This is a genomic window from Streptomyces sp. UW30 (assembly GCF_008042075.1).
Taxonomy (GTDB): domain Bacteria; phylum Actinomycetota; class Actinomycetes; order Streptomycetales; family Streptomycetaceae; genus Streptomyces.
In genome coordinates this window covers 297,065-319,634 of the sequence record NZ_RDBN01000005.1, presented here as the reverse complement: position 1 = coordinate 319,634, position 22,570 = coordinate 297,065, and the positions used below count along the sequence as shown (strand labels likewise).

General features: G+C 73.4%; 21 protein-coding genes and 1 pseudogene. 7 read left to right on the top strand and 15 right to left on the bottom strand.

What is annotated here, in order from left to right; all coding sequences use genetic code 11:
• Window positions 1-4: 4 nt before the first annotated feature.
• Together EAO75_RS03135 and EAO75_RS03130 are read left to right on the top strand one after the other, a co-directional pair.
• Window positions 5-472 carry a hypothetical protein gene (locus EAO75_RS03135; protein ID WP_261989130.1) on the top strand — a complete coding sequence of 156 codons (468 nt, stop codon included), beginning with the start codon at window positions 5-7 and terminating at the stop codon, window positions 470-472.
• A 35-nt stretch (window positions 473-507) separates the two neighbouring features.
• Window positions 508-1,428 carry a L,D-transpeptidase family protein gene (locus EAO75_RS03130; RefSeq protein ID WP_261989129.1) on the top strand — a complete coding sequence of 307 codons (921 nt, stop codon included), beginning with the start codon at window positions 508-510 and terminating at the stop codon, window positions 1,426-1,428.
• Here the strand turns inward: EAO75_RS03130 and EAO75_RS45555 are convergent.
• Together EAO75_RS45555 and EAO75_RS03115 are read right to left on the bottom strand one after the other, a co-directional pair.
• Window positions 1,379-1,846, bottom strand: a complete 468-nt coding sequence (locus tag EAO75_RS45555; protein WP_187284284.1) for a hypothetical protein — start codon at window positions 1,844-1,846, stop codon at window positions 1,379-1,381. The two genes, EAO75_RS03130 and EAO75_RS45555, sit on opposite strands and share 50 nt — an antisense overlap.
• On the bottom strand, window positions 1,846-3,069 hold the full coding sequence (locus tag EAO75_RS03115) for a molybdopterin-dependent oxidoreductase (protein ID WP_187284283.1): 1,224 nt from the start codon (window positions 3,067-3,069) through the stop codon (window positions 1,846-1,848). The genes EAO75_RS45555 and EAO75_RS03115 overlap by 1 nt, the downstream gene beginning before the upstream one ends.
• Before the next feature lie 114 nt (window positions 3,070-3,183).
• Between EAO75_RS03115 and EAO75_RS03110 the strand changes: the two genes are divergently transcribed.
• Both EAO75_RS03110 and EAO75_RS03105 read left to right on the top strand, forming a co-directional pair.
• The gene (locus tag EAO75_RS03110; RefSeq protein WP_261989128.1) at window positions 3,184-4,551 is read left to right on the top strand and encodes a hypothetical protein; all 1,368 of its coding nucleotides are present in this window, start codon (window positions 3,184-3,186) and stop codon (window positions 4,549-4,551) included.
• Window positions 4,552-4,614: 63 nt separating this feature from the next.
• Window positions 4,615-5,322 (top strand): DUF2470 domain-containing protein, encoded by a 708-nt coding sequence (locus EAO75_RS03105; RefSeq protein WP_147993458.1) that lies wholly within the window; start codon window positions 4,615-4,617, stop codon window positions 5,320-5,322.
• Between the two features lie 79 nt (window positions 5,323-5,401).
• On the opposite strand, the gene EAO75_RS03100 is transcribed toward EAO75_RS03105, so the two are convergent.
• From EAO75_RS03100 to EAO75_RS03055, 10 genes are read right to left on the bottom strand one after another with little or no spacing between them, the layout of a single operon-like run.
• Entirely contained in the window at window positions 5,402-6,943 is a 1,542-nt protein-coding gene (locus EAO75_RS03100) for an ABC transporter ATP-binding protein (protein ID WP_261989127.1), read from the bottom strand.
• A gap of 29 nt (window positions 6,944-6,972) precedes the next feature.
• Window positions 6,973-7,767: an ABC transporter permease gene (locus tag EAO75_RS03095; RefSeq protein ID WP_147993456.1), complete on the bottom strand. Its 795-nt coding sequence runs from the start codon at window positions 7,765-7,767 to the stop codon at window positions 6,973-6,975.
• On the bottom strand, window positions 7,764-8,753 hold the full coding sequence (locus EAO75_RS03090; protein WP_147994263.1) for an ABC transporter permease: 990 nt from the start codon (window positions 8,751-8,753) through the stop codon (window positions 7,764-7,766). Before EAO75_RS03090 ends, EAO75_RS03095 begins: the two co-directional genes overlap by 4 nt.
• A gap of 38 nt (window positions 8,754-8,791) precedes the next feature.
• A complete protein-coding gene (locus tag EAO75_RS03085; protein ID WP_147993455.1) occupies window positions 8,792-10,357 on the bottom strand; it encodes an ABC transporter substrate-binding protein in 1,566 nt (521 codons plus the stop codon).
• 24 nt (window positions 10,358-10,381) lie between these two features.
• On the bottom strand, window positions 10,382-11,170 hold the full coding sequence (locus EAO75_RS03080; RefSeq protein ID WP_147993454.1) for a class I SAM-dependent DNA methyltransferase: 789 nt from the start codon (window positions 11,168-11,170) through the stop codon (window positions 10,382-10,384).
• Window positions 11,167-12,390: an MFS transporter gene (locus EAO75_RS03075; RefSeq protein ID WP_147993453.1), complete on the bottom strand. Its 1,224-nt coding sequence runs from the start codon at window positions 12,388-12,390 to the stop codon at window positions 11,167-11,169. Before EAO75_RS03075 ends, EAO75_RS03080 begins: the two co-directional genes overlap by 4 nt.
• Entirely contained in the window at window positions 12,374-13,411 is a 1,038-nt protein-coding gene (locus EAO75_RS03070) for a dipeptide epimerase (protein ID WP_147993452.1), read from the bottom strand. The genes EAO75_RS03075 and EAO75_RS03070 overlap by 17 nt, the downstream gene beginning before the upstream one ends.
• The gene (locus tag EAO75_RS03065) at window positions 13,408-14,484 is read right to left on the bottom strand and encodes a PLP-dependent cysteine synthase family protein (protein ID WP_147993451.1); all 1,077 of its coding nucleotides are present in this window, start codon (window positions 14,482-14,484) and stop codon (window positions 13,408-13,410) included. Before EAO75_RS03065 ends, EAO75_RS03070 begins: the two co-directional genes overlap by 4 nt.
• Complete coding sequence (locus tag EAO75_RS03060) at window positions 14,481-15,326, bottom strand: Rossmann-like domain-containing protein (RefSeq protein WP_147993450.1); 846 nt, start codon at window positions 15,324-15,326, stop codon at window positions 14,481-14,483. Before EAO75_RS03060 ends, EAO75_RS03065 begins: the two co-directional genes overlap by 4 nt.
• On the bottom strand, window positions 15,323-16,579 hold the full coding sequence (locus tag EAO75_RS03055) for an ATP-grasp domain-containing protein (protein WP_187284282.1): 1,257 nt from the start codon (window positions 16,577-16,579) through the stop codon (window positions 15,323-15,325). The genes EAO75_RS03060 and EAO75_RS03055 overlap by 4 nt, the downstream gene beginning before the upstream one ends.
• Before the next feature lie 149 nt (window positions 16,580-16,728).
• Here EAO75_RS03055 and EAO75_RS03050 point away from each other — a divergent pair, with 149 nt between their 5' ends.
• Window positions 16,729-18,222 (top strand): alpha/beta hydrolase, encoded by a 1,494-nt coding sequence (locus EAO75_RS03050; protein WP_147993449.1) that lies wholly within the window; start codon window positions 16,729-16,731, stop codon window positions 18,220-18,222.
• On the opposite strand, the gene EAO75_RS03045 is transcribed toward EAO75_RS03050, so the two are convergent.
• From EAO75_RS03045 to EAO75_RS03035, 3 genes are read right to left on the bottom strand one after another with little or no spacing between them, the layout of a single operon-like run.
• Window positions 18,215-19,030: a pentapeptide repeat-containing protein gene (locus EAO75_RS03045; protein ID WP_147993448.1), complete on the bottom strand. Its 816-nt coding sequence runs from the start codon at window positions 19,028-19,030 to the stop codon at window positions 18,215-18,217. The genes EAO75_RS03050 and EAO75_RS03045 overlap by 8 nt on opposite strands.
• Entirely contained in the window at window positions 19,027-19,347 is a 321-nt protein-coding gene (locus EAO75_RS03040) for a DUF6313 family protein (protein WP_147993447.1), read from the bottom strand. Before EAO75_RS03040 ends, EAO75_RS03045 begins: the two co-directional genes overlap by 4 nt.
• Complete coding sequence (locus tag EAO75_RS03035; protein ID WP_147993446.1) at window positions 19,344-19,760, bottom strand: DUF6313 family protein; 417 nt, start codon at window positions 19,758-19,760, stop codon at window positions 19,344-19,346. Before EAO75_RS03035 ends, EAO75_RS03040 begins: the two co-directional genes overlap by 4 nt.
• A gap of 16 nt (window positions 19,761-19,776) precedes the next feature.
• Here EAO75_RS03035 and EAO75_RS48185 point away from each other — a divergent pair.
• Window positions 19,777-20,364, top strand: a pseudogene (locus EAO75_RS48185) (MurR/RpiR family transcriptional regulator); the annotation flags it as partial.
• A 318-nt stretch (window positions 20,365-20,682) separates the two neighbouring features.
• Window positions 20,683-22,554: a SpoIIE family protein phosphatase gene (locus EAO75_RS03030; protein ID WP_410092209.1), complete on the top strand. Its 1,872-nt coding sequence runs from the start codon at window positions 20,683-20,685 to the stop codon at window positions 22,552-22,554.
• The last annotated feature ends 16 nt before the right edge of the window (window positions 22,555-22,570 follow it).

Here is a 22,570-nt window from a genome sequence, read left to right as displayed (position 1 = left end):
TTCCATGGCCGGCGACACACGGGAATCCGCAACGCCATCGCTTTTCCGGCGCGCGGACCGGTCCGGCATTGTCGTGGCGGGCGCGGTACTGGCCGCCTGCGCGGGGCTCGTCGTGTACGGCGTCGTCGACTCCGGCGAGGGCGGTGACAAGCAGTCCGAGCGCAGCGTCCCGACCGCCTCTGTGACCTACGAGGTGACGGGCGAGGGCTCCGCCGACATCACCTACCAGGCCCGCAGCGAAGCCGGAACGGCCACCGTCGTCAAAGCCGCCGCCCTGCCCTGGCGCGAGACCGTCGACGTCCCCGTCGGCCGGGACCCGATCGTCAGCATCGTGCTCACCGAGAAGGGCGGGCAGGCCCGCTGCACCCTCGCGATCCGCGGCCGGCACGTCCAAAGCGCCACGGCCAGCGGCACGTTCGGCCGTGCCACCTGCACCGGTGCCCTGCCCGCCGGGCCCGCGACCGCGAGCTGACCCCACCCGCCTTACCGCCCAGCAAGGAGTTCCCCGTGCAAGCCCTTCCCCGGCAGGTTCTGATCACCGCCGCAGCCCTCAGCGCCCTGGCGATGACCTCCGCCTGCGCCGGGCAGGACGACCAGCAGACCACGGCCGCCGACTCGGTGGAGGTGTCACGGTCACCCGAGGAGCCCGCCGCCCGCACCGCATCGCCCAGCGCCTCCGGCTCCCCCTCCGCCGGCCCCTCCGCATCTGCGTCCGACCGCGCGTCCGCCTCGCCCTCGGCGTCCGCCTCCCCGTCGGACAGCGCCACCAGCGGGACCGTCGGATCCGCGAGCGGATCCCGTGACACGGCGGCCGCTCCGGCCGCCCCTGCCGCACCCGACTTCCCGGTACCGGCCGAGGTGGGCGACGCCACCCAGCTGATCACCGTGAAGGCCGGCGGCTCCTACGCCACCGTGACCGCCTGGGCCAAGGAATCCTCCGGCTGGAAGGCGCGGTTCAGCACCAGCGCCGCCCGCGTCGGCTCCAACGGCGTGACCGACGGGGCCACCCGGCAGCAGAGCACGTACACCACGCCCACCGGCACCTACACCATCACCGAGGGGTTCGGTCACGTGGCCGGCGGCACCGCCATGCCGTACCACGTGGTCACGGACGACGACTGGTGGGTACAGGACCCCGAGTCGAAGTTCTACAACTCCCTGCACGGCGAGCAGGGCGCGGACTTCCCGCTCACCGAGTCCGGCGATCGCGGCAGCGAACACCTCGTCAACTACCCCGTCCAGTACGCCAAGGCGCTCGTCATCAACTTCAACCGATGGCCCGCCACCCCGGGCCGCGGCGCGGGCATCTTCCTTCACGTCAACGGCAACGGCGCCACCGCCGGCTGCGTCTCCGTGCCCCGCGCCACCATGGACCGCATCATGAGCTGGATGACGCCCGCCGCCCACCCCCGGATCGCCATCGGCTGAGCGCGAGCAGCACCGCCGAGCCGCCGAAGAGCACCGCCGTGATCAGCAGCCAGCGGGCCAGGAAGCCGTCTGGGTTCAGGGCGGTGGCGCGGGCGTAGCGGTCCGCCACGCGGCCCGTGATCAGGGGGAACCAGACCAGCAGGAGCAGCAACGAGAGCGCGGCGGGGACGCGGACGTACGGCATCCAGCTCCGGCGGTCGACGGCCTCGAAGCCTCGTAGGAGTGCCTGGTCCGCCGCCCCGTACAGCGGCACCAGGACGAGGTCGTGCACGATCGCCGCGCCCACGAACCACAGCGCGACCTCGAACCAGTCCCCCTCCAGCAGCCGCACCCCCGCGTATCCGGCGAGCGCGAACGAGCAGGCGAGGAGGAGGATTTGGAGGGGGCTGCCGACCGGAATGAGCTGGGGGCGTCGCATCACAGGTCTCCGAACGTCATCCGCGCCACCCACTTGGTGTTCAGCACACCGGGCGCGGCGGGCACGATGATCCGCGCCGGGTAGCCGTGGTCGGGGGTCAGGTCCTCGCCGTTGACGGACAGGGCCAGCAGGGAGCGGGAGTCGGCGACCTGGTTGGCGCGCATCGCGGCCCGGCGGAAGGCGCCGCGCTGCTGGAGCGACTCGACCAGTACGTCCGGCGGATCACCCTCGTATCCGACGAGCGCCGCCAGGTCCCGCAGCCGTACCCCGCGCCACCACTGGTCCGAGGTCGACCAGCCCTCCACGCAGGCGATGGGCAGCGCCGCGCTGTGCAGGGGCATGGCGAGCAGGTCGGCGCGGCTGAGGCGGACCGTCCGCCCGTCCCGGCCGACGACCACCAGCCGCCACGCCTCCTCGCTGGTGTCGGCGTCGCGGATGCCGGCGTACGCGGCCGTCTTGTTGATCTGGAAGCCGTTCGGGCCGTTGCCCGGTTCGGCGCCGCCGTGCGGGGCGAGGAGGGCGGTCCGGCGCAGCACGTCGAAGTTCTGCCCGACGGTCGTGAGGAAGAGAAGCAGTGAACCGCCGCCCACGAACCACAGGGCGCCGCGTCGCGAGACGGTCGGCTCGGCGGGGTTCGGCGGGACCAGGTCGTTCTTCTCCTCGCGCAGTTGGCGCAGATTGCGCCAGGCCATGGGCGTCTTCAGCACGGCGTGCGCGACGAACGCGGCGATGAAGACCCACGCCCCGTAGAAGTGCAGCGTGTAGAAGGAGCCGGGGAAGATGTAGTCCAGCTGGACGTTGAGCACGCCCGTCACGAACTCGAACAGCGCGCCCCCGACCAGGAGCAGCAGCGAGATCCGCTCCAGCGCGTGCGCGAGGGACCGCGCCGGCGGCAGGGTGAAGAGCCTCGGGATCACCGACCACAGCTTGGCCAGCAGCACGGGGATCAGGGTGATGCCGAGCGTGACGTGGATGCCCTGGTTGAGCCGGTACAGCCAGTGCGGGTCGGTCGACCAGGAGAAGAGGTAGAAGCCGAGGATCCCCTTGTCCGGGGTCTTGTCGTTCACCGGCGACAGGTTCGGGTTGTAGGCGGCGTACGACACCAGCCCCGTGACGAACAGCACCGTGATCCCGACGAGCAGGACGACGCCGAGGACCGAGGTGAGCCAGGGGCCGCGCAGCGGGCTGCGCCAGAAGGAGGGAGAGAAGGGAGACCGAGCCATGCGACGACCGTAGGCCGATGCGGGGCCCGCAAAGCCGCTGTGAACCATGACGAATCTCTGACGTCCGCGCCCGTCACGCGTCCGGCGCACCCCGGGCGTCCTAGCGTCTGAGACGTGACCAGCGATCTTCTGCCCGAGGCCCCGGCCGACACCCGCCCCGCCGCCCGCCGGGACCTCCGCCGCGATCTGTACGCCGCCGCGGCCGCCGCCCTGCTCTTCGTGACCGCCGCCGTGGTCGGCACCGTGATCGAGCATCGGGACGGCACCCTCTTCGTCAACTGGCCACCGCTCCTGGGCGACTGGGGACCTCACGTCGGCCCGGGAACCCCGGCGGCCGTCGCCGTCGCGGTCGCCGTGGTGGCGTACGGCCCCGCCCTGGCCGCCCGGCTGCCCTGGCGGCGGCTGCTGCTCGCCGTCTGGGGTGCGGGCACGGCCTGGACCTTCTCACTCGCGCTGATCGACGGCTGGCAGCGCGGCATCGCCCGCAGGCTGACGACACGGTACGAGTATCTCCAGGTCATCGACGACTTCCGGGACATCCCCGCGACGCTGCGGCACTTCACCGAGCACATCGTGGTCGGCGCCTCGCCGGAGCACTGGCCCCCGCACATCGCCGGGCATCCCCCGGCGGCCACGCTCACCTTCGTCTACCTCGACCGCATCGGGCTGGGCGGCGGCGCGTGGGCCGGCGTCTGGTGCATCACCGTCGGGGCGACCGCGGCGCTGGGCATCCTGGTCACCATCCGCACCCTCGCCGACGAGAAGCTCGCCCGCCGCGCCGCGCCGTTCCTGGTGCCGGCTCCGGCCGCGGTGTGGATGGGGACCTCCGCGGACGGCTACTTCGCGGCGGTCGCGGCCTGGGCGGTGGCGCTGCTCGCGCTCGCGGTGACAGGTCACCGGCCGCGCCGGACCGGCCTCGCCTCCGGCCTGCTGTTCGGCCTCACCGTCTATCTGTCGTACGGCCTGACGCTCTTCGTCGTGATCGCCGCGGCCGTCCTTCTGCTGGGCTCCGAGCGCATCCGGCCCCTCCCCTTCGCGCTGGCGGGTTTCGTGGTCGTGCCGCTCGTGTTCACGGCACTGGGCTTCTTCTGGTGGGAGGCGTACGACCTGCTGGTCACCCGCTACAACCAGGGCGCCGGCGGCACCCGACCGCAGGCCTACTGGGTGTGGGCCAACCTCGCCTGCCAGGTGCTGGTGGTGGGGTTGGCGACGGCGGCGGGGCTGCGGCGGACCGGGGCCGTGGTGCTCCGGCGGGAAGGTACGGCCGCGTTCCGTCTCGGTGTGCTCGTGCTGGGGGCGCTGGCCGCGATGCTGGTCGCCGACCTGTCCGGGATGAGCAAGGCGGAGACGGAGCGGATCTGGCTGCCGTTCGCGCTGTGGCTGCTGCCCGCCTGCGCGTTCCTGCCGCGACCGCGCGCCTGGCTCGCGGGGCAGGCCGTGCTCGCGCTGCTCGTCAATCACCTGGTGCTGACGGGGTGGTGAACACAGAGACGGAAGAGATAAGGTTAGGCTTACCTAAGTCGACCCCGTGTTGGAGAGGTCTCCATGCCTGCTGCCGTCTGCTCTGAGCCTACGCCCGCCGAGCGTGCCCGCTCGGTGCTCTCGGCGGCCGGCTCGCTGACCGTCACCACGAACGGCCAACGCGTCGAACTGATCGGCCTGCACACCGTGGACGCCGCCGCACGGCTGCTTCTGCACAACCCGTCGGACGGCGACCTGGCCGCCGAGCTCGCGGTGGCGCCCCACGGTGACCTGACCGCCCTGGTCGAGTTCACCGACGTCGCCCCCGTCGCCGTACGTGAGCGGGTGCGTGCCCGGTTGACGCTGGGCGGCCGGCTGACCGCGCTCGGCCCGAAGACCCTGGTGTTCCATCCGGCCCGCGCCGTGCTCACGGACGACGACGGGACGGCCGTCATCGGCCTCGACGAGCTGACCCTCGCCTCGCCGGACCCGCTGGCCACCCACGAGGCGGAGATGCTGGCCCGGCTGGACGCGGCCCACGCCGACACCGTCGCCCCGCTCGCCCGGCTGCTCCCGGCCCGGCAGCAGCTCGGCGCGAGCGACGTACGGCCGCTGCGGCTCGACCGGCACGGCCTGGTGCTGCGGTCGCAGACTCCGGACTCCCACCACGACACGCGTCTGCCCTTCGCCACCGCCGCCACCCACCCGGGCGACGCGGTGCGTCAGATCCACGTCCTGCTCGCCCGGGCCACCGCCCGTCCGCGCCGCCGCCACCTGCCGAGCAGGTCGTAGGCGCGGCCCACAGCCGCCGACCTCCGGGCCGTTCGCCGAGGCCTTCCCGTCTCCTCAGCGAAGGCGCCCGGAGGTCGGCTCAGTCACGGACCCCTGCCGCCAGGCGCTCGGTCGTCCGCAGGAGAGAGACACTGAACGGGTGCTGAGGAACCGTCAGGATCCGCTGCGCCGCCCCCTGTTCGACGATCTCCCCCGCGTCCAGTACGGCGATGCGGTGCGCCAGGCGCGCGGTGTCCAGGTCGTGGGTGACGAGGACGAGCGCCGGGCCGTCCTCCTCGCGTGCCAGTCCCGCGAGGACGTCGAGAATGCCGCGCCGGGTGACCGTGTCCAGGCCGGAGGTGACCTCGTCGCAGATCAGCACGCGAGGGCGGGCGAGCAGGGCGCGGGCCAGGGCGGCGCGCTGGAGTTCGCCGCCGGAGAGCTCGCCGGGGCGGCGCCGGGCCGGCCCCTGCGGCAGGCCGAGGCGCTGGAGAGTGGCTGTCGCCTCGTCCGTCGCGGCCCGTTCACCGGCGCCGTGCAGCCGTATCGCCGTGCGGGCCACCTGGTCCAGCACGGGACGGTGCTCGTCGAACGCGGCACGGGCGTCCTGGAAGACGTACTGCACGGCGGCGAGTTGGGCGCGGCTGCGGTGGCGCAGGCTGCGCGGGAGCGGTGTGCCGTCGAGCAGGATCTCGCCGTCGTGGTCACGGTGCAGGCCCGCGAGGCAGCGGGCGAGCGTGGTCTTGCCGCTGCCGGAGCGGCCGACGACGGCGAGACACTCACCGGGGTGCAGGACGAGGCGCGGGGCGCGCAGCACGACGGTCCGGCGATCGTGTACGGCGGTCAAGTCCCGGACGGACAGCACCGGTTGACTCCGGGCGGCGCCCGAACCGTCCGGCGGGGCCGTGCGCTGTTCGTCGAGCAGTCGGCGGGTCCACTCGTGCCGGGGCTCCGCCCACAGCCGCGCCGCCGGCCCCGACTCGACGACCCGGCCCGCGCGCAGGACGAGGACCTCGTCGGCGAGAGCGCGCACCACGTCGAGGTCGTGGCTGAGCAGCACGACCGCGATGCCGCGTGCCGCGACCGCCGCCAGTTGCTCGACGATACGGGCCTTGGTCAGCGCGTCCTGCCCGGTGGTGGGCTCGTCGGCGACGATGACGCGGGCGCCGAGCAGCAGGGCCTGGGCGAGGACGACGCGTTGCTGCTGGCCGCCGGAGAGCTGGTGCGGATGCCTACGCAACAGCGCCTCGGCGTCCGCGAGTTGGGCGTCGTCCAGGGCACGCAGGACCAGCGCGCGGGCTGCCGTACGGCGCTGCGGGCGCGGCAGGTGACGGACCTGGGGGCGGGCGATGTCGTCGAGGAGGGCGCCGACCCGGCGGGCCGGGTTGAGGACGGCGGCGGGGTGCTGGGGGACGTAGCCGACAGGGCCGTTGTCGGCTCGCCGTACCTCGCCCGTGACGCGGGCGCCCGGCGGGTACTCGCCCAGCAGGGCGAGCCCGGTGGTGGTCTTCCCGCTGCCGGAGGCACCGACCAGGGCGGTGACCCTGCCGGGCAGCACCCTCAGGTCGACTCCGTCGACGATCACCCGACCGTCGATCTCCACGCGCAGGTCGCGGATCTCGACGACGGGGCCAAGGCTCACGGGCGCCCCTCCTTCAACGGGGCCAGGGCTCACGGGCGTCGCTCCTTCTTCTCCAGCGCGGCGTCGAAGAGCAGGTTCGTGCCCATCGTCAGCGCCACGATCAGCAGTGCGGGCACCACCACGGCCCAGGGCTGCACCAGCAGGCCGGTGCGGTTGCGGTCGACCATGACCGCCCAGTCGGCGGCGTCCGGCGCGACGCCTACGCCGAGGAACGCGGCCGTCGACACCAGGTACAGCACACCGGTCAGCCGGATCCCGGCGTCGGCGGCGAGGGTGCGCAGCGCCGACCGGCCGACGTAGCCGACAGCGATCCGCCACCGGGTCTCGCCCTGCATGCGCAGCGCCTCGACGGCCGGGCGTGCGGCCGCCTCCCCCGCCGCGGCCCGCACGATCCGGGCGGCGTCGGGCACGTTGACCAGCGCCACGAGCAGCGCGAGCCCCACCGCGCCCGGCGACAGCACGGCGGCCACCAGCAGGATCAGCAGCAGCGACGGCACGGCGAGCAGCACGTCCAGCGGCCGCATCAGCAGGTCCTCCAGCCACCGCAGCCGGGTGAGCGCGCTCGCGAGCGCGACCGGGACGGCGACCAGATAGGCGAGCGCGGTCGCGGCCAGGGCGGTGACCACGACCGTACGGCCGCCCAGCAGCACCTGTCGCCGGACGTCACGGCCCACGAAATCGGTGCCGAACCAGTGGCCGTCGCCAAGGGTGAAGGAGGTGGCGCGGGGGCCGGGGGCGCCGGCGAAGAGGGGTCCGAGGAGGGCGAGTGCGAGCGGGATTGCGACGACGGCGAGGCCGAGCGCGAAGCGGCGATGCCTGGTCATGCCGCCACCCCCGCGCGGGGCGTGAGCCGGTGGGCCACCAGGTCGGCGCCGAGGTTGAGCACGACCGTCAGCACGCCGAACACCACGGCCAGCCCCTGCACCACCGGCACGTCGCGTTCGGCCACGGCGTTGAGGAGCACCGTCCCGAGGCCCGGGATCACGAAGAGGGCCTCTACGACGATCACGCCGCACAGCAACCAGTCGACGGTGCGGGCGAGTTGCTGCACGGCCGGGGCGAGCGCGTTCGGCAGGGCGTGGGCGTAGCGGACGCGGGCGCCGGGGACGCCGTAGCGGCGGGCGTGGGCGGCGTAGGGGGAGGCGAGGGCGTCGACCATGCCGGCCCGCACCAGGCGGGACAGGGAGCACACCGGGCGGGACAGCAGGACCAGCACGGGCAGGACCAGCACCGCCGGTTGGGCGAGCAGGTCGGTGCCGTGGCCGACGGCTGTCGGCGGCAGCCAGGCCAGTTTCAGGGCGAGGACGGTCACCAGCAGTACCCCGAGGGCGAATTCGGGGACGGCGTAGACGGCCAGCGTCACCGAGCTGACCAGCCGGTCGACGAGCCGTCCCTCGTGGCGGGCGGCGAGTACACCGAGGCCGAAGCCGAGCGGGACGAGGAGGGCGAGGGTGAGGGTGGCGAGGATCAGGGTCGGTCCGAATCCGTCGGCGAGGTACTGGGTGACCGGGCGGCCGGAGGTCAGGGAGGTGCCGAAATCGCCGTGCAGCAGGCCCGTCGTCCAGTCGGCCAGCCGCTCGTGTGCCGGCCGGTCCAGGTCCATGGCCTCGCGGATGGCGGCGATGCGCGCGGGGTCCGGCTGGTCGCCGGCCAGGGCGACCGCCGCGTCGCCCGGCAGCGCCTCGGTGAGCGCGAAGACGAGCAGTACGACGGCCACGGTTTGGGCTGCGCCGAGGAGGAGGCGGCGGACGACGAAAGTGCCGCGATGGGTCGTTGGGCGTCTGCCGCGCCGTCGTGGCTGGTCGCGCAGTTCCCCGCGCCCCTTTGGGGCGCTGACCAACCGTGTCCTCACGCCAGCCACACCTTGTCGAAGCGTGCCCAGTCGAGGGTGTTGGCGGGTGCCTTGGTCTCCACTCCCTTCACGGTGCGGGCCGTTCCGATGATCCAGTCGGCGAAGCCCCAGACGAGGAAGCCGCCCTCGGCGTACAGCCGGCGCTGCATGCGCTCGTAGACGGCGGCCCGATCGGTCTTGTCGCGGGTGGACTGGGCCTGCTGGTAGAGGGCGTCGAAGTCCTTGTGCCGCCACTTGGTGGCGTTGGTGGTGGAGTCGGTGAGCAGGCGCTGGGAGAGGTGGGCCTCGATGGGCATGGCGCCGGAGCGGTAGCAGCACAGGGCGCCGCCGTCGAGGATGTCGCTCCAGTAGGAGTCCTTGCTGCCCATCTTCACGTCGATGGTCACGCCCGCCTTCGCGGCCTGGTCGCGGAAGATGCCGGCGGCCTCGGTGAACCCGGCGGCGACGGCCGAGGTGTCCAGGGTGACCTTGAGCTTCTCGGCGCCGGCCTGCTTGAGCAGGGCGCGGGCCTTGTCGAGGTCCTGCTCGCGCTGCGGCAGGCCGGCGGCGTAGTACTCGTAGCCCTTGCCGAACAGGTCGTTGCCGACCTCGCCCGCGCCGGACAGCGCTCCGTCGACGAGTTCCTGCCGGTCGGCGATGAGGAAGAACGCCTCGCGGACCCGCTTGTCGTCGAAGGGGGCCCGGTCGGTCTTCATGCAGAACGCCTGCATGGCGCTGTTGCGCAGCCGCACGATCTCGATCTGGCCCTTGTCCTCGTGGGCGCGGGCGGTGGTCGGGTTCAGCTCGTGCGCGTACTCGACCTGGCCGCCGAGAAGGGCGTTGACGCGGGCGGACTCCTCGTTGGCGACGACGAACTCGACCTCGTCGAGGAGCGGGGCGCCGTCCCAGTGGTCGTCGAAGCGGCGGAGGACGGCGGAGCGGCCGGGCGCGAAGGACACGAACCGGAAGGGGCCGGAGCCGATCGGCCTGTCGTCGAACTCGGTGGCGTCCTGCGGGACGATGTACGCGCCGAACGCGGCCAGCACGTTGGGGAATTCGGCGGTGGGCCGCTTGAGCACGAACTCGATGCCGCGCTCGCCCGTCGCACGGCTGGCGTCGAGGTCGATGGGCTCCAGGGACGCCTTCGCGCGGAACGCCTGCTTCGGGTCGGCGATCCGGCGGTAGCTGTAGAGGACGTCCTTGGCGGTGACCGGCTTCCCGTCGTGGAAGGTGGCCTGACGCAGCGTCACCTGCCAGCGGTCCAGGCTCTTGTTGGACTCCCACTTCTCGGCCAGGCGGGGAACGGCGGAGAGGCCGGCGTCGTAGTCGGCGAGCTTGTCGAAGAGCGCCTTGGCTCGGGCGACGTCCGCGAAGAGGTTGGCCAGGTGCGGATCGAGGGTCTCGCTCGCGCCGCCGCCGGCGAAGGCCGCGCGCAGCCGGCCGCCGCGCTTGGGGCTACCGGATCCACCGGCCGCCTTGTCGTCCGTGCCGCCTCCGCAGCCGACCAGGGCGAGGGCGGCGGCGCCCGAGGTGGCCGCGAGGAAGCCGCGTCGACGCAGGCCGGGGAAACGTTCGTCGTTCATGAGTGGTCCTTCTTGTCTTTCGGGTCAGGGGGTGTGCAGTCGCGCGACGACGTGCAGCCGGTCCGCGTCAGTGCAGGTGCCGGGCAACTCGCCCTGTCGCCACGGGGGTTCGGTGCGCGGGCCGGGGCCGTCGTGGAGTTCGAGCACCTCGAAGCCGTGCGCGGCGAGGAAGTGCCGCAGTTCCTGCGGGAACAGCAGCCGCCAGGCGGAGCGCTGTTCGACGGGCGGTGAGCCGTCGTCGGACGTCCAGAGGCGGGTACGGCGCAGGAGTTGGGCGGTGCGGTCGACGGTCAGGGTGGTGGTGGACCGGTAGGCGGTGCCCCGCCAGGTGAAGGCGCTGCCGGACGGGCCGTCGAGCAGGTCCGTACGGCCCAGGAAGTACGCCCCGTTGCGCATCTCCGCGACCAGCAGCCCGCCCGGCGCGAGGGCGCGGCGGCAGGAGGCGAGGAAGCCGTCGAGCTGGTCGTTGGTGTGGCAGTACAGCAGGGAGCTGTCCAGGCAGACGACGGCGTCGAAGGCGTCCCGGCCCAGCTCGAAGCCGTGCAGGTCGGCCCTGACGTACGCCGGGCCGGGGTGTTGGGAGCGGGCGTGCGCCAGCATCGCCTCGGAGAGGTCGGCGCCGGTCACCGTACGGCCCACGGAATGCAGGTGGGCGGCGTCGCGGCCGGTGCCGCAGCCCATGTCGAGGACGCGCGGGCCGGCGCCGTGGCGGCGCAGGCAGTCCTCGGCCCAGCGTCCGGCGAGCCGGTCGGGGTCGGGGAAGCGGGCCTCGTAGAGGGCGGGACGGTCGGTGAGGAGGTTGCCGCCGGTCATGCGTGGGCCCTCTCGCGCACCGGTTCCGCGAGCGTCGGCAGCGCTCCACGGCGACGCAGCCACGCGACCCCGCCCGCCGAGGCCAGCCCGAACAGCGCACAGCTCACCCACGGCAGCCATGCGTGCCCGCCGCGCTCCCCGGCGTCCATGGCCCAGCCGACGAGGGTGTTGCCGACGGCCGCGGCGATCCCGGAGACGACGTAGAAGATCCCGAAGTACGTGCCGGTCAGCTCGGGGCGGCCGAAGCGGGGGATCAGCTCCATCACGAACGGCGACGCGATCATGATGCCGAGGTAGAGCAGCAGCGCACTGGCGAGGACCGGCACCGCACCCGTGGTGAAAGCCGGCGGCACAAAGGCGAGGCCCATCACTGCCGGCCCCATGGCGATCCAACGCGCCCTGCTGCCACGGGACTTGAGGCTGCGGGTGATCCTCAGCTGAAGCGCCAGGTTGGCGACCGTACCGACGAGGAAGACGATGCCCGCCGCCCCGTCCCAGCCGGTGGCCTCGCGGGCCCCGTCGGGCAGCAGCAGATAGAGCTGGTTCTCCAGGGTGAACATGCCGACCATGGCGAACGCGAAGGCGAGGAAGGCGCGGTTGCCGAGCACCTCGCGCCAGTCCCCGAGGACGCCGCTGCCGGTCGGCTCGACCTTGCGCGCGGGCAGGACGAGGGCCTGAGCCACGGTGAGCACGGCGAAGATCCCGGCGGCGGTGAGCGCGGACGTGCGGAAGTCGACGAGGAGCAAGGCGCTGCCCAGCAGCGGCCCGATCAGCGCTCCGGTCGTGGCGAAGACGTTGAACAGCGCGAACGCCTCGGCCTTGCGCTCCCCCGCCTCCTGCGCGAGATACGTCCGCACGGCCGGGTTGAACAGCGCCCCCGCGAGCCCGCTGAGCACGGACGCGGCGAGCAGTATCGGCAGCCCGTCCCCGAGCGCGAACAGCGCGAACCCGACGGTCCGCAGCGCGCACCCGGCGATGATGACGCCCCGCGCCCCGAGCCGGTCCGACGCCGAACCGCCGATGATGAACAGGCCCTGCTGGCTGAGGTTGCGCACGCCGAGGACGATCCCGACGACCGCCGCCGACATGCCCAGGTTCTCGCCGAGGTGGGTGGCGAGGTAGGGGATGAGGAGGTAGAAGCCGGTGTTGACGCCGAGCTGGTTGACGAGCAGCAGCTGGACGGCGAGCGGGAAGCCGCGCATCTCACGCCACGTCCGCATGCGCCGTCACCTCCTCGACGCCCAGACCGGGCAGGGAACTCGGGCGTACGAAGCCGTCGGCGCCGCCGATCCCCCGCCACGGGTCGCGGGCGAGCAGCAGATGCCCGTCCAGGTCGGCCCAGCGGGCGCGGCCGGCCAGATGGACGGCGGGCGCGATGCCGAGGCTGCTGGCGGTGAGACAGCCGAGCATCAGCTCCGTGCCGCTGCCCTCGATCAGCTCCGCGATCCGCAGGGCCGCTCGGACTCCCCCGCACTTGGCGAGCTTGACGTTGACGCCGTGGACGCGCCCGGCCAGTCGCCGTACGTCCTCGACACTCACCGCGTCCTCGTCGGCGATGACGGGCAACGGTGACTTCTCGGCGAGGGCGGCCAGCGCGTCCGTGTCACCCGGTGGCAGCGGCTGTTCGACGGCCTCGACCCCGAGCGCGGCGAACCGGGGCAGCAGACGCTCGGCCTGCGGGGCGCTCCAGGCCCCGTTCGGGTCCAGCAGCAGCCGCACATGCGGGGCCGCGTCACGGATGACCCGCACGCGCTCCACGTCCTCCTCGGCATCGGACGCGCCCGCCTTCACCTTGATGATCTCGAATCCGTCTCCGACGAGGCGCCTGGCCTCGGCGGCCGCGTGCGGGAGCGAGGTGATGCCGATGGTGCGGGCGGTGGCGACACCGACCGACGTGGCGGTCCCGAGCAGTCGGTGGACGGGCACTCCGTCGCGCTTGCCCATGAGGTCCAGCAGCGCGGACTCGACGGCGGCGATGACGGCGGGCGGTACGGCACGGGAGGGCAGGGCTTCCAGGGCGCTCTCGGGGTCGGCGAACCGTTCCAGACCGATCGCCGAGATCAGCCGGACGAGCGTGTCGGCGTCCAGCCCGTAGTACACGCTGGTGACGGCCTCGCCGTATCCGGTGACTCCGTCGTACTCGACGCCGAGCCACACGGCGTCGCGGGCGGTCATGGTGGAGCGGGATATGCGCAGTGGCTCGGCGAGTTCGAGACGTACGGTGCGCAGGCGGGCCTTCATCGTGTCCTTCCGAAGGAGAGGGGATCGGCGACCCGTGTGCACCGCGCCCACCCGCTCGCCTCGGCGGCGTACGGGTGCGGTATCTCCACGGGGCGGCTGGCGGCATCGGCCGGGTCGAGGCCGTGGGCGGCGAGGAAGTCGTCGTCGTAGACGGTGCCGAGGTAGCGGTGCGGCCCGTCCGGGAAGACGGTGGCGACGACCGCCCCGGGGTGCACGCGGGCCGCCCAGGCGGCGACCCGCGCCACGGCCCCCGTGCTCCAGCCGCCGCTGACGAAGCAGCCCCGGGCAAGCCTGCGGCAGCTGTCCACCGCTTCGGCGGGGCCGATCCAGTGGACCTCGTCGAAGGCGTCGTAGGCGACGTTGCGCGGGTGAATGCTGCTGCCGAGGCCGCGCATCAGGCGGGGGCGGGCGGGCTGGCCGAAGATCGTCGAGCCGGTCGCGTCGACGCCGATGAGCCGCAGCGCGGGCCAGTGCCGGCGCAGCGGGCCGATGACGCCGGCGCTGTGGCCGCCCGTGCCGACGCTGCAGACCAGGATGTCCAGGTGGTCGAGCTGGGCGGAGAGCTCTGCGGCCAGGGAGGCGTATCCGGCCGTGTTGTCGGGGTTGTTGTACTGGTCGGGCCAGTAGGCACCGGGGAGTTCGGCGAGCAGTTCGCGCAGCCGGGCGAGCCGGGCCGCCTGCCAGCCGCCCTGTGGTGCGGGGCGGTCGACCAGCTCCAGGCGGACGCCGTGTGCGCGCAGCAACTGCTGCATGGACGGCTCCAGTTCGCTGTCGCCGACCAGGACGACGGGGTGGCCGAGCGCCTGCCCGGCGAAGGCGAGTCCGATGCCGAGCGTGCCGGAGGTGGACTCGACGACCGGGGCGCCGGGGCGCAGTTCGCCGCGCTCCCGTGCGCCGAGCAGCATCGACACCGCCGCCCGCGCCTTCATGCCGCCCGCCGCGAGCCCTTCGAGCTTGGCCCAGAAGCCGGGGTGGGCATGGGGCAGATCGGCGGTCACGCGGACGACCGGGGTCCGGCCGAGCAGGGCGAGCAACTCCGGGTGCGCGGTGGGGCGTACGGCTGTCGCGGTCATCGCGCACCCCCGGAACAGCGGTAGCGGTGGACGACCCCGGGTCCGCCGTCCAGCCAGAAGAACGGGTACGGCTCCGCGCACACCGCGCTCACCCCGTGCCCCAGGAAGCGGGGCAGCACCGCGCTCCCGGTCTGCGCGAACAGCACCAGCTGCTTGCCGTGCCGCAGGGCGTGCTCACGCAGCGGTTCGAAGGTGCCGTTGCCGACGGTCATCCCGGAGACCAGCAGCGCGTCGCAGCGCCCTGCGGCGGGGAGCGCGTCGGTGACGACCTTCTCGTCCCACTCGGTCACCCCGCCCTTCAGATCGCACGGCACATAGCCGAGCCCGTGTGAACGCAGCGCCTCCAGAAGGGAGTTGACGACTCCGACCACCAGCACCGTGCCCCCGTCCGGCAGATCCAGCAGCTCCACCACGGCCCTCGCCCGCGCCCGTGACTTCTCCAGCGACGACCCGGCGGGCAGGGCGAGGGGCCGCGCCCCGTGCTCCGGCGTGTGCGGGGTGACGTGCATCAGGTAGGCGTCGAGGGCGGCCACCCGTACCGCCGGCAGCGGATGATCGAGGAGCCGTGCCACATCGGCGCCCACGCAGTCGTCGAGCGCGCCGTCGGGCAGTTCCCCGGGTTCGACCGCGCACGACCCGACGGCCTCGGCGAGGCGCAGGCTGAGAACCTCGTTGCGGTAGCCGGTGCCGCGCCCGTCGTGCCGGACGGCCTGCCGGGTGGTGAAGGCGACGGCGATGCGCAGCGTGCTCGGGTCGGGGCCGAGGGCGCCCGCGCGGACGTGGGCGACCAGATCGTCGTACGTCCGGCCACGCGCGGTCGGCCGTGCGCTGACGGCGGTCATCGGATCACCAGTCCGGCGCGCAGCCCGGCCAGCAGGCGCTCGACCCGGTCGCGGGCGCCGGGGCCGTCGGGGTCGCCCGCCATGACGTGACCGAGGTACTCGTTGTTGCTGCCGGCCGCCTTCACGGCCTTGCCGGGCTCGGCCAGCCGCACCTCCAACACGCCTGGTTCGGCGGCCATTTGACGGCCGTCGAGCGCTTCGAGGGTGCCGGAGCGGTCCGGGACGAGGAAGCCGATGGCGGCGCTGCGCAGCCCGGTGTCGGTGCGCCTGAGGTCGGGCCTGCGGCCGAGGGCGACGTCCACGAAGGCGGCGGCGAGGTCGATGCCGGTGACATGGCGGACGAGTTCGGTGATGCGGTTGCCGGCGGGCCGGGGGTTGACCTCGACGACGCGCGGCCCGGCGGAGGTCAGCTTGATCTCGGTGTGCGCGACGACGGCGTCCGTCAGCCCGAGCGCCTTGAGCGCGCCCAGCGTGGTCTGCTCGGCGGCCTCGATGTCGGCGAGCGACGATGCGGCCGGGAACATGTGGCCGGTCTCGATGAAGGCGGGCGCGCCGCCGACGCTCTTGTCGGTGACGCCGACCATGTGAACGGCGCCCGCGTAGGACACGGTCTCGACGCTGACCTCGGGGCCGTCGAGGAGCTCTTCGAGGAGGACGCCCGGGGTGCGGCGCTGGCCCCGGGCGTTGACCGGGTAGTCCGCCAACGCCCGGAAGAGCTCCGCCAGTTCGGCCTCGTGCTCGATGCGCCGCACATACATGCCCGCGCACAGGTCGACGGGCTTGGCGACGAGCGGGTAGCCGATGTCCTGCGCGGCCCGCGCGAGGTCGGTCCACTCCTCGTGCACGGCGAAGCGCGGTCCGGGGAGGCCCGCGTCGGCGAGGACGCGGCGGGTGGCGTCCTTGCGGCAGGCGCTGTGCACGGCCTCGGGTCCGGGGCCGGGGAGGCCGAGGTGCGCGGCGATGCGGGCGACCGTCGGCAGGTAGTAGTCGCAGGAGGTGATCACCCCGTCGAAGCCGAGCACCGAGTGCATCCGCTCCACCTCGGGCAGCAGGGCGTCGGTGTCGTTGGTGTCGGCGGTGAGCACATTGCGGGCGCCGAGCAGCGGATGCGCCGCCCCTTCGGGCGCCGAGCGCAGATAGTGATGCAGGTCACGGGTGAGGAAGGTGAACTCGTGCCCGCCCTCGCGGATGGCGCGTGGCAGCAGCCTGCTCATCGATCCGACCCAGCTTTCGACCATCAGCAGATGAGCCACAACTCCCCTTTTCGTGCCGTGAGTTCAGATGTCGGGGCAGCCCGGGGCGCCCCTCGGCGGGAGGGGGCCGGACTTGACGCGCACACGTTATCGATAATCATTTTCATTTGCCACCCCGTTCTTACCTTGCCCCGAGACTCGGAGAGACCTTGTCCGCCCTGCCCCGCCCCACCGCCCTGCTGTGCGCCCTCGCCACGGTCGCCGCCCTGCTCCCCACGGCCACCCCCGCCCGCGCGGCGGCCTCCCTCACCTTCGGCGCCTGCCCGGACTCCGTACCGAGGCCGCCCGCGCCGGACCGCGTGGAGTGCGGGCGGCTCACCGTGCCGCTCGACCGGCGCCACCCGTCCGGCCCGCGCATCGAGATCGCCGTCTCCCGCGTCCCCGCCTCCGGCACCCCCGCCGAGCGGCGCGGCATCCTGCTGGTGAACCCGGGAGGACCGGGCGGCTCCGGGCTCCCCTACGCGGTGACCAAGCGCGCCAAGCTGCCCGCGAGCGTGCGGCGTTCGTACGACGTCATCGGCTTCGACCCGCGCGGCGTCGGCGACAGCGCGCCCGTCGACTGCGGCGCCATGGGCGGCCTGTTCGCCGCTCCGGGCACGGACCCGGTGCCGGTGGGCCCGCGGGCCGAGCGGACGTACCTGACCTCACAGCGGCACATGGCCGACGACTGCGCGACGGGCGCGGGCGCACGGCTGCTGCCGTATCTGTCCACCGAGCAGACCGCGTACGACATGGACGCGATCCGCGCCGCCCTCGGCGAACCGCGCACGAACTTCCTCGGTGTCTCGTACGGCAGTTACCTGGGCGCGGCCTACGCGGCACGCTTTGCGCACCGGGTGGGCCGCATGGTGCTGGACAGCGTGGTCGGGCCCTGGGACTGGTACGACTTCGACGTGATCCAGAGCCGGGCGCTGCTGCGGGCCCGCGACACGTTCCTCGGCTGGACGGCCGCGCACCCGGACCGCTTCGGCCTGGGCGGCGACACGGCGGCCGTACGGCGGTCGTATCTGCGCGTGCGCCAAGGGCTTGCCGCCCGCCCGGTGGACGGCTTCGGCCCGGCGGAGTTCGACCGCGCGGTCTATCGCGCCCTCGGCCGCACCGAGCGCTGGTCGGGCCTGGCCGACGGGCTGCGCGCCTACCTCACGGACGGCGCCGTGGACGGTCTGCGCCCGGCATCCGCCTTCGACAGCCCTGAGTCCCGCACCTACGAGGCAGCCAACCGGATCGTGAAGTGCGCGGACGGTCCGGGGCCGGCGCCGCACGAGATCGTGGCGGACATCCGGCGCATACGGCGCCTCGACCCGCAGCCGGTGCTGACCGGCCTGGAGGCCACGACCTGCGCCTACTGGCAGCACCGCCCCGACCGCCGTACACCCCTGGGCGGTCCGGCCACCCCGCCGGTCCTGCTGGTGGCCTCCGCACACGACCCGGTGACACCGATCCGGGGCGCGCACGAGCTCCGGGAACTGCTGCCGGGCTCCCGCCTGATCACCCTTGAGCACGACTACTCCCACGGCGTGTTCGCCAGTCGCGGGAACGTGTGCGTGGACGGGGCGGTGGCCGCGTATCTGGTCGACGCGAGGGTGCCGGAGGCGGACGTGCGCTGCTCGGGACCGGGGCTGCCCCTGGTGCCGGCTAGCTGACGGGGCTCGGGGTGCGCGGGCTCGGTGTCAGGTCGACGGTGCGGTCCCGGCTGTCCTCGTCGCCCACCTGGTAGATGCCCGGTGCGATGCTCACCGAGTTGCGCAGGACCTCGGGTCCCAGGCCGGGCTGGGACTGGGGCCAGCGGGTTTCGGTCGACCACTTCACCCCTCTGAGGCGGTCGACGTTCAAGGTGCCCACGACCGTCCCCAGATCGGCGCCCGTGAGATCACAGCGGTGCAGGTCGGCGAAGTCCAGCACCGCCCGCCACAACTGCGCCCCCGTCAGGTCGGCGTCCCGAAGGACCGCTCCGCGCAGACTGGCCTCGGACAGATCGGCCGCACGCAGGGAGGCCGTGGGCAGGTGCGCGGCGTTCAGCTCCGCACCCGCGAGCACGGCGTCGTCGAGTACCGCCCCGGCGAGATCGCTCCGGTGCAGCCGGGCCCCGGACAGATCGGCGCCGCCGAGGCCCGCTCCGACCAGCTTCGCAAGGTCGAGCCGGGCTCCGGTGAGGTCCGAGAAGCCGAGGTCGGCACCAGTCAGGTCGGCCCCGGTGAGATCGGCGCCGTGCAGCGCGACCTCGTACAGGTTGGCGCCCGCGAGGTCGGCGCCGCGCAGGACGACGGGCTCCCCGTCCGCCGCACGGGCGCGCAGCGCTTCGGCGAGCCGGCCCACCTCGGAGCCCGGCATCGCCTCGTCCCCGCGGCGGGCGATGGCCTCGGCGGCAGCGGCGCGGGCGCGCTCCGGGCTGTCCGGGGACGCCAGGTAGAGGAGTTCGCGCAGGATCTGTTCCGTGGTCCTCTTCGTCATCGTGGCTCCATTGCGGGCCGTCGGGACTCGGGCGCGCTCCGGGGCGGTGCGATCGCGCACATCGGGCACCGGGTGGGGTCCGGCGAACGCAGCAGTGACAGGGCGAAGGTCTGCGCCTGCTGCTCGGCGATGCGCAGGGCGTCACGCCGCTTGAGGCCTTCCAGGTCCCTGCCCTGGAGCAGCCTGTTGACGATCAGCTGCCAGTGGTCCTCGGCCGCGTCCCAGTCGCTGTCATGCCATCGCGCGGTGAACTGCTCGGCGAACTCGGCGCAGGGTCCACCGCAGGCGTGGAGCTCGAACAGGGAACGCAAGGTCATCCCCCGTCGGAGTTCGCCGGGGACGTGGAATGCCGCCTGAGCTCGTCGAGGATCTCCGCGAGCTCGCGGGTGCGGTGCGCCTGGATCTGGTCCGTCACCGCGTATCCGACCGCACCGCCGACCAGCGCGGGCACGGCGGCCCACCCGGCGATCGACAGGGGCCAGGCCGACCACTGGGGGCTGACGTCTCCCGGCGAGTCGATACCGATGAGCACGTTGTAGGCGTCGGTCCAGCCGATCAGTGCGCCGTTCAGCGCGAAGAGCACGAGGAATACGACCAGCAGGGGGACCGCACGCAGCAGGAGCCAGCGGTGCAACCGGGACAGGGCGTCCCGGGACCTCCACCAGCGCGAGACCCGACGGCGCAGGCCGGGGGGCGGCGGAGGCGGGATACCGGGCGTGCCTGAGGTCACGGTCCGACCGTAGCGGATGCGTTGCGCCAAGTCGCCTTCCCCGTCCCTGCGTTGGGCGGCGCGCGTTCCCCTGAACGGCTGGACAGGCGGCCCCCGCTCCCGGAACATGAGCGGCACCCCTGGTCACCCGCACGGAGAGACGATGCGGCCCGATTCCAAACGTCAGCTCGCCTCCGCAGTACGTCGCATCGTCCGCGCCGAGAGCCCGGCGGACATCGCCGAGGAACTCTGTCAGGTGGCGGTCCCCGACCTGTCCGACGCGGCCGTGGTCTACCTGCGCGCCGGCACGGAGCGTACGGGTGGATCCTCGACGGCCCTTCTTCAACTGCGGCTGGGCGCCAGCGGATCCCTTTCCTCGCGGGGGCCCCGGCTCCCGGTGAGGGAGCCCCGCCCCGACCCGTCACTGGCGGCGAGAGCGCGTGTGCTGGCGCCCTCGATGACCCGCTCCATGCAGCGCGTCGCCGAAGCGGTGACGAACGACCCGGCGGGCTGCTCCGGCCTGACGGTCACGGCACTCGCCGAACGCGTCGGCGCCAGCGAGGCCACCGTCGTGCGCACCGCTCGGCTCCTCGGCTACTCCGGCTATCGCGACCTGCGCCTCGCCCTCGCCAATGCCGCCGACGCGTCGCGGCCGGTGGAAGCGGGACGTGGGCTGGGCCGTGCCATGGGCGGAACCGCGCCGACGGCCACGTCCGTGCCGTCGACCGGCGTCCTGGCCAAGCTTCTGCACGCGGGTGACGTCCTGAGCAGAGAGGCGGGTGACCTGGATACCGCCCTCGTCGAACTTCTGGGTCCCAATCCCCGATTGCCGAAGGGCAATCGCGTCCTTCTCGCCCCGCTTCTCGCCTCGGCGGAGGTGGTCGGGGCAGCCCTGTTCCTCCGGCGCCCGAGTCGTGCGGGGTTCGAACCGCACGACCTCCAGGTGGTCGACGAGCTCGCGGTCCACGCCGCGTACGGTGTGGCGGCACCACCGGCTCCGAAGCCGCCGCAACCGACACCGCCCCCGCCGAGCCCCCTGCCGCAGGCGTCCGCCGGACGGCCTACCGGTGAAGGCGTGCCGCCCGGCAGGCCGACGTCCGTGGGGCAGGGTGACCGGCTGCGCTTCGTGGGCGCCGCCACCCGGCGCATCGCCCGCGGCATCGACCTGGACGAGATCGTGATGGGGCTGTGCCGAGCGAGCGTGCCGACCTTCTCCGACGCGATCCTCGTCCATCTGCGCGACCCCCTGCCGGTCGGCGACGAGCGGCCCGCCAGCCCCGTCGTGCTGCGGCTGCAGCGCACCGACCGCATCCCGGAGGAGTGGAACACCGGGGGCGGCTTCCGGCCCGGGGCCCAGGAACCGGAGCCGACCGAGCTCTCCGAACTGTCCGCCCTCACCTCCGAACGGTGCGAGGTGCGGCCCGGCGGCCCGCTGGCCGAGGTGCTGCGCGGGGTACGCCCCGTGTTCGCCGACCGGCCCGCCGCCCGCGCCGCCCTGCCGGAACTCCTCGGCGATGACAGCGAGTTGATCATCCCCGACGGTCAGCGCGCGATCCTCGCCCCGCTGCGCGGCCGCCGCCGTGTCATCGGCACCGCGGTCTTCCTGCGCCGCCCGGAACGCCCCGCCTTCGAGCCGGACGACCTCCTCGCCGCCGCCCAGCTCGCCACGCACAGCGCGCTCGGCATCGACAAGGCGGTCCTGTACGGGCGCGAAGCCTTCATCGCCGACGAACTGCAACGCACCATGCTGCCGGAGACCCTGCCGCGCCCGCCCGGTGTGCTCCTCGCCTCCCGCTATCTCCCCGCGGCGGAGACGGCCCGGGTGGGCGGCGACTGGTACGACGCGATCCCGCTGCCCGGCAGCCGGGTCGCCCTCGTGGTCGGTGACGTCATGGGCCACTCCATGTCCTCGGCGGCGATCATGGGTCAACTGCGCACGACGGCCCAGACCCTCGCCGGCCTCGACCTGCCGCCGCAGGAGGTCCTGCATCTGCTCGACGAGCAGGCCCAGCGGCTCGGCACCGACCGCATGGCGACGTGCCTGTACGCGGTCTACGACCCGGTGTCGCACCGCATCACCATCGCCAACGCCGGCCATCCCCCGCCCGTCCTGCTGCACCCGAGCGGCCCGGCCGAGGTCCTGCGTCTGCCCCCGGGCGCCCCCATCGGCGTCGGCAATGTCGACTTCGAAGCCGTGGAACTGGAGGCACCGCCCGGAGCCACCCTGCTCCTCTACACCGACGGCCTGGTCGAGTCCCGCCTGCGCGACGTCTGGTCCGGCATCGAGCAGCTGCGCGAGAAGCTCGCCGCCACCGCCCGGCTGACCGGGCCGGACCATGCGCCGCCGCTGGAAACCCTGTGCGACGAAGCTCTGGAGTTGCTCGGTCCCGGCGACCGCGACGACGACGTCGCGCTGCTCGCCGCACGCTTCGAGGGGATCGCGCCGGGCGACGTGGCGTCCTGGTTCCTGGAGCCGGAGGACGCCGCACCGGGCCGTGCCCGGCGGCTTGCCCGGCAGGCGCTGGCCCGTTGGGGGCTGGAGCAACTCACCGACTCCGTCGAGCTGTTGGTCAGCGAGGTCGTGACGAACGCCGTGCGGTATGCCTCGCGGCCGGTGACGCTGCGGCTGTTGCGCACCGATGTGCTGCGCTGCGAGGTGGGGGACGACGCACCGCAGTTGCCGCGGCTGCGGCAGGCCCGGGCCACGGACGAGGGCGGGCGGGGGCTGTACCTGGTGAACCGGCTGGCCCGGCGGTGGGGCGCGACTCGGTTGAGCACCGGGAAAGTCGTCTGGTTCGAGACGGAGCTGCCCTGACGTGGTGCCGGGCATC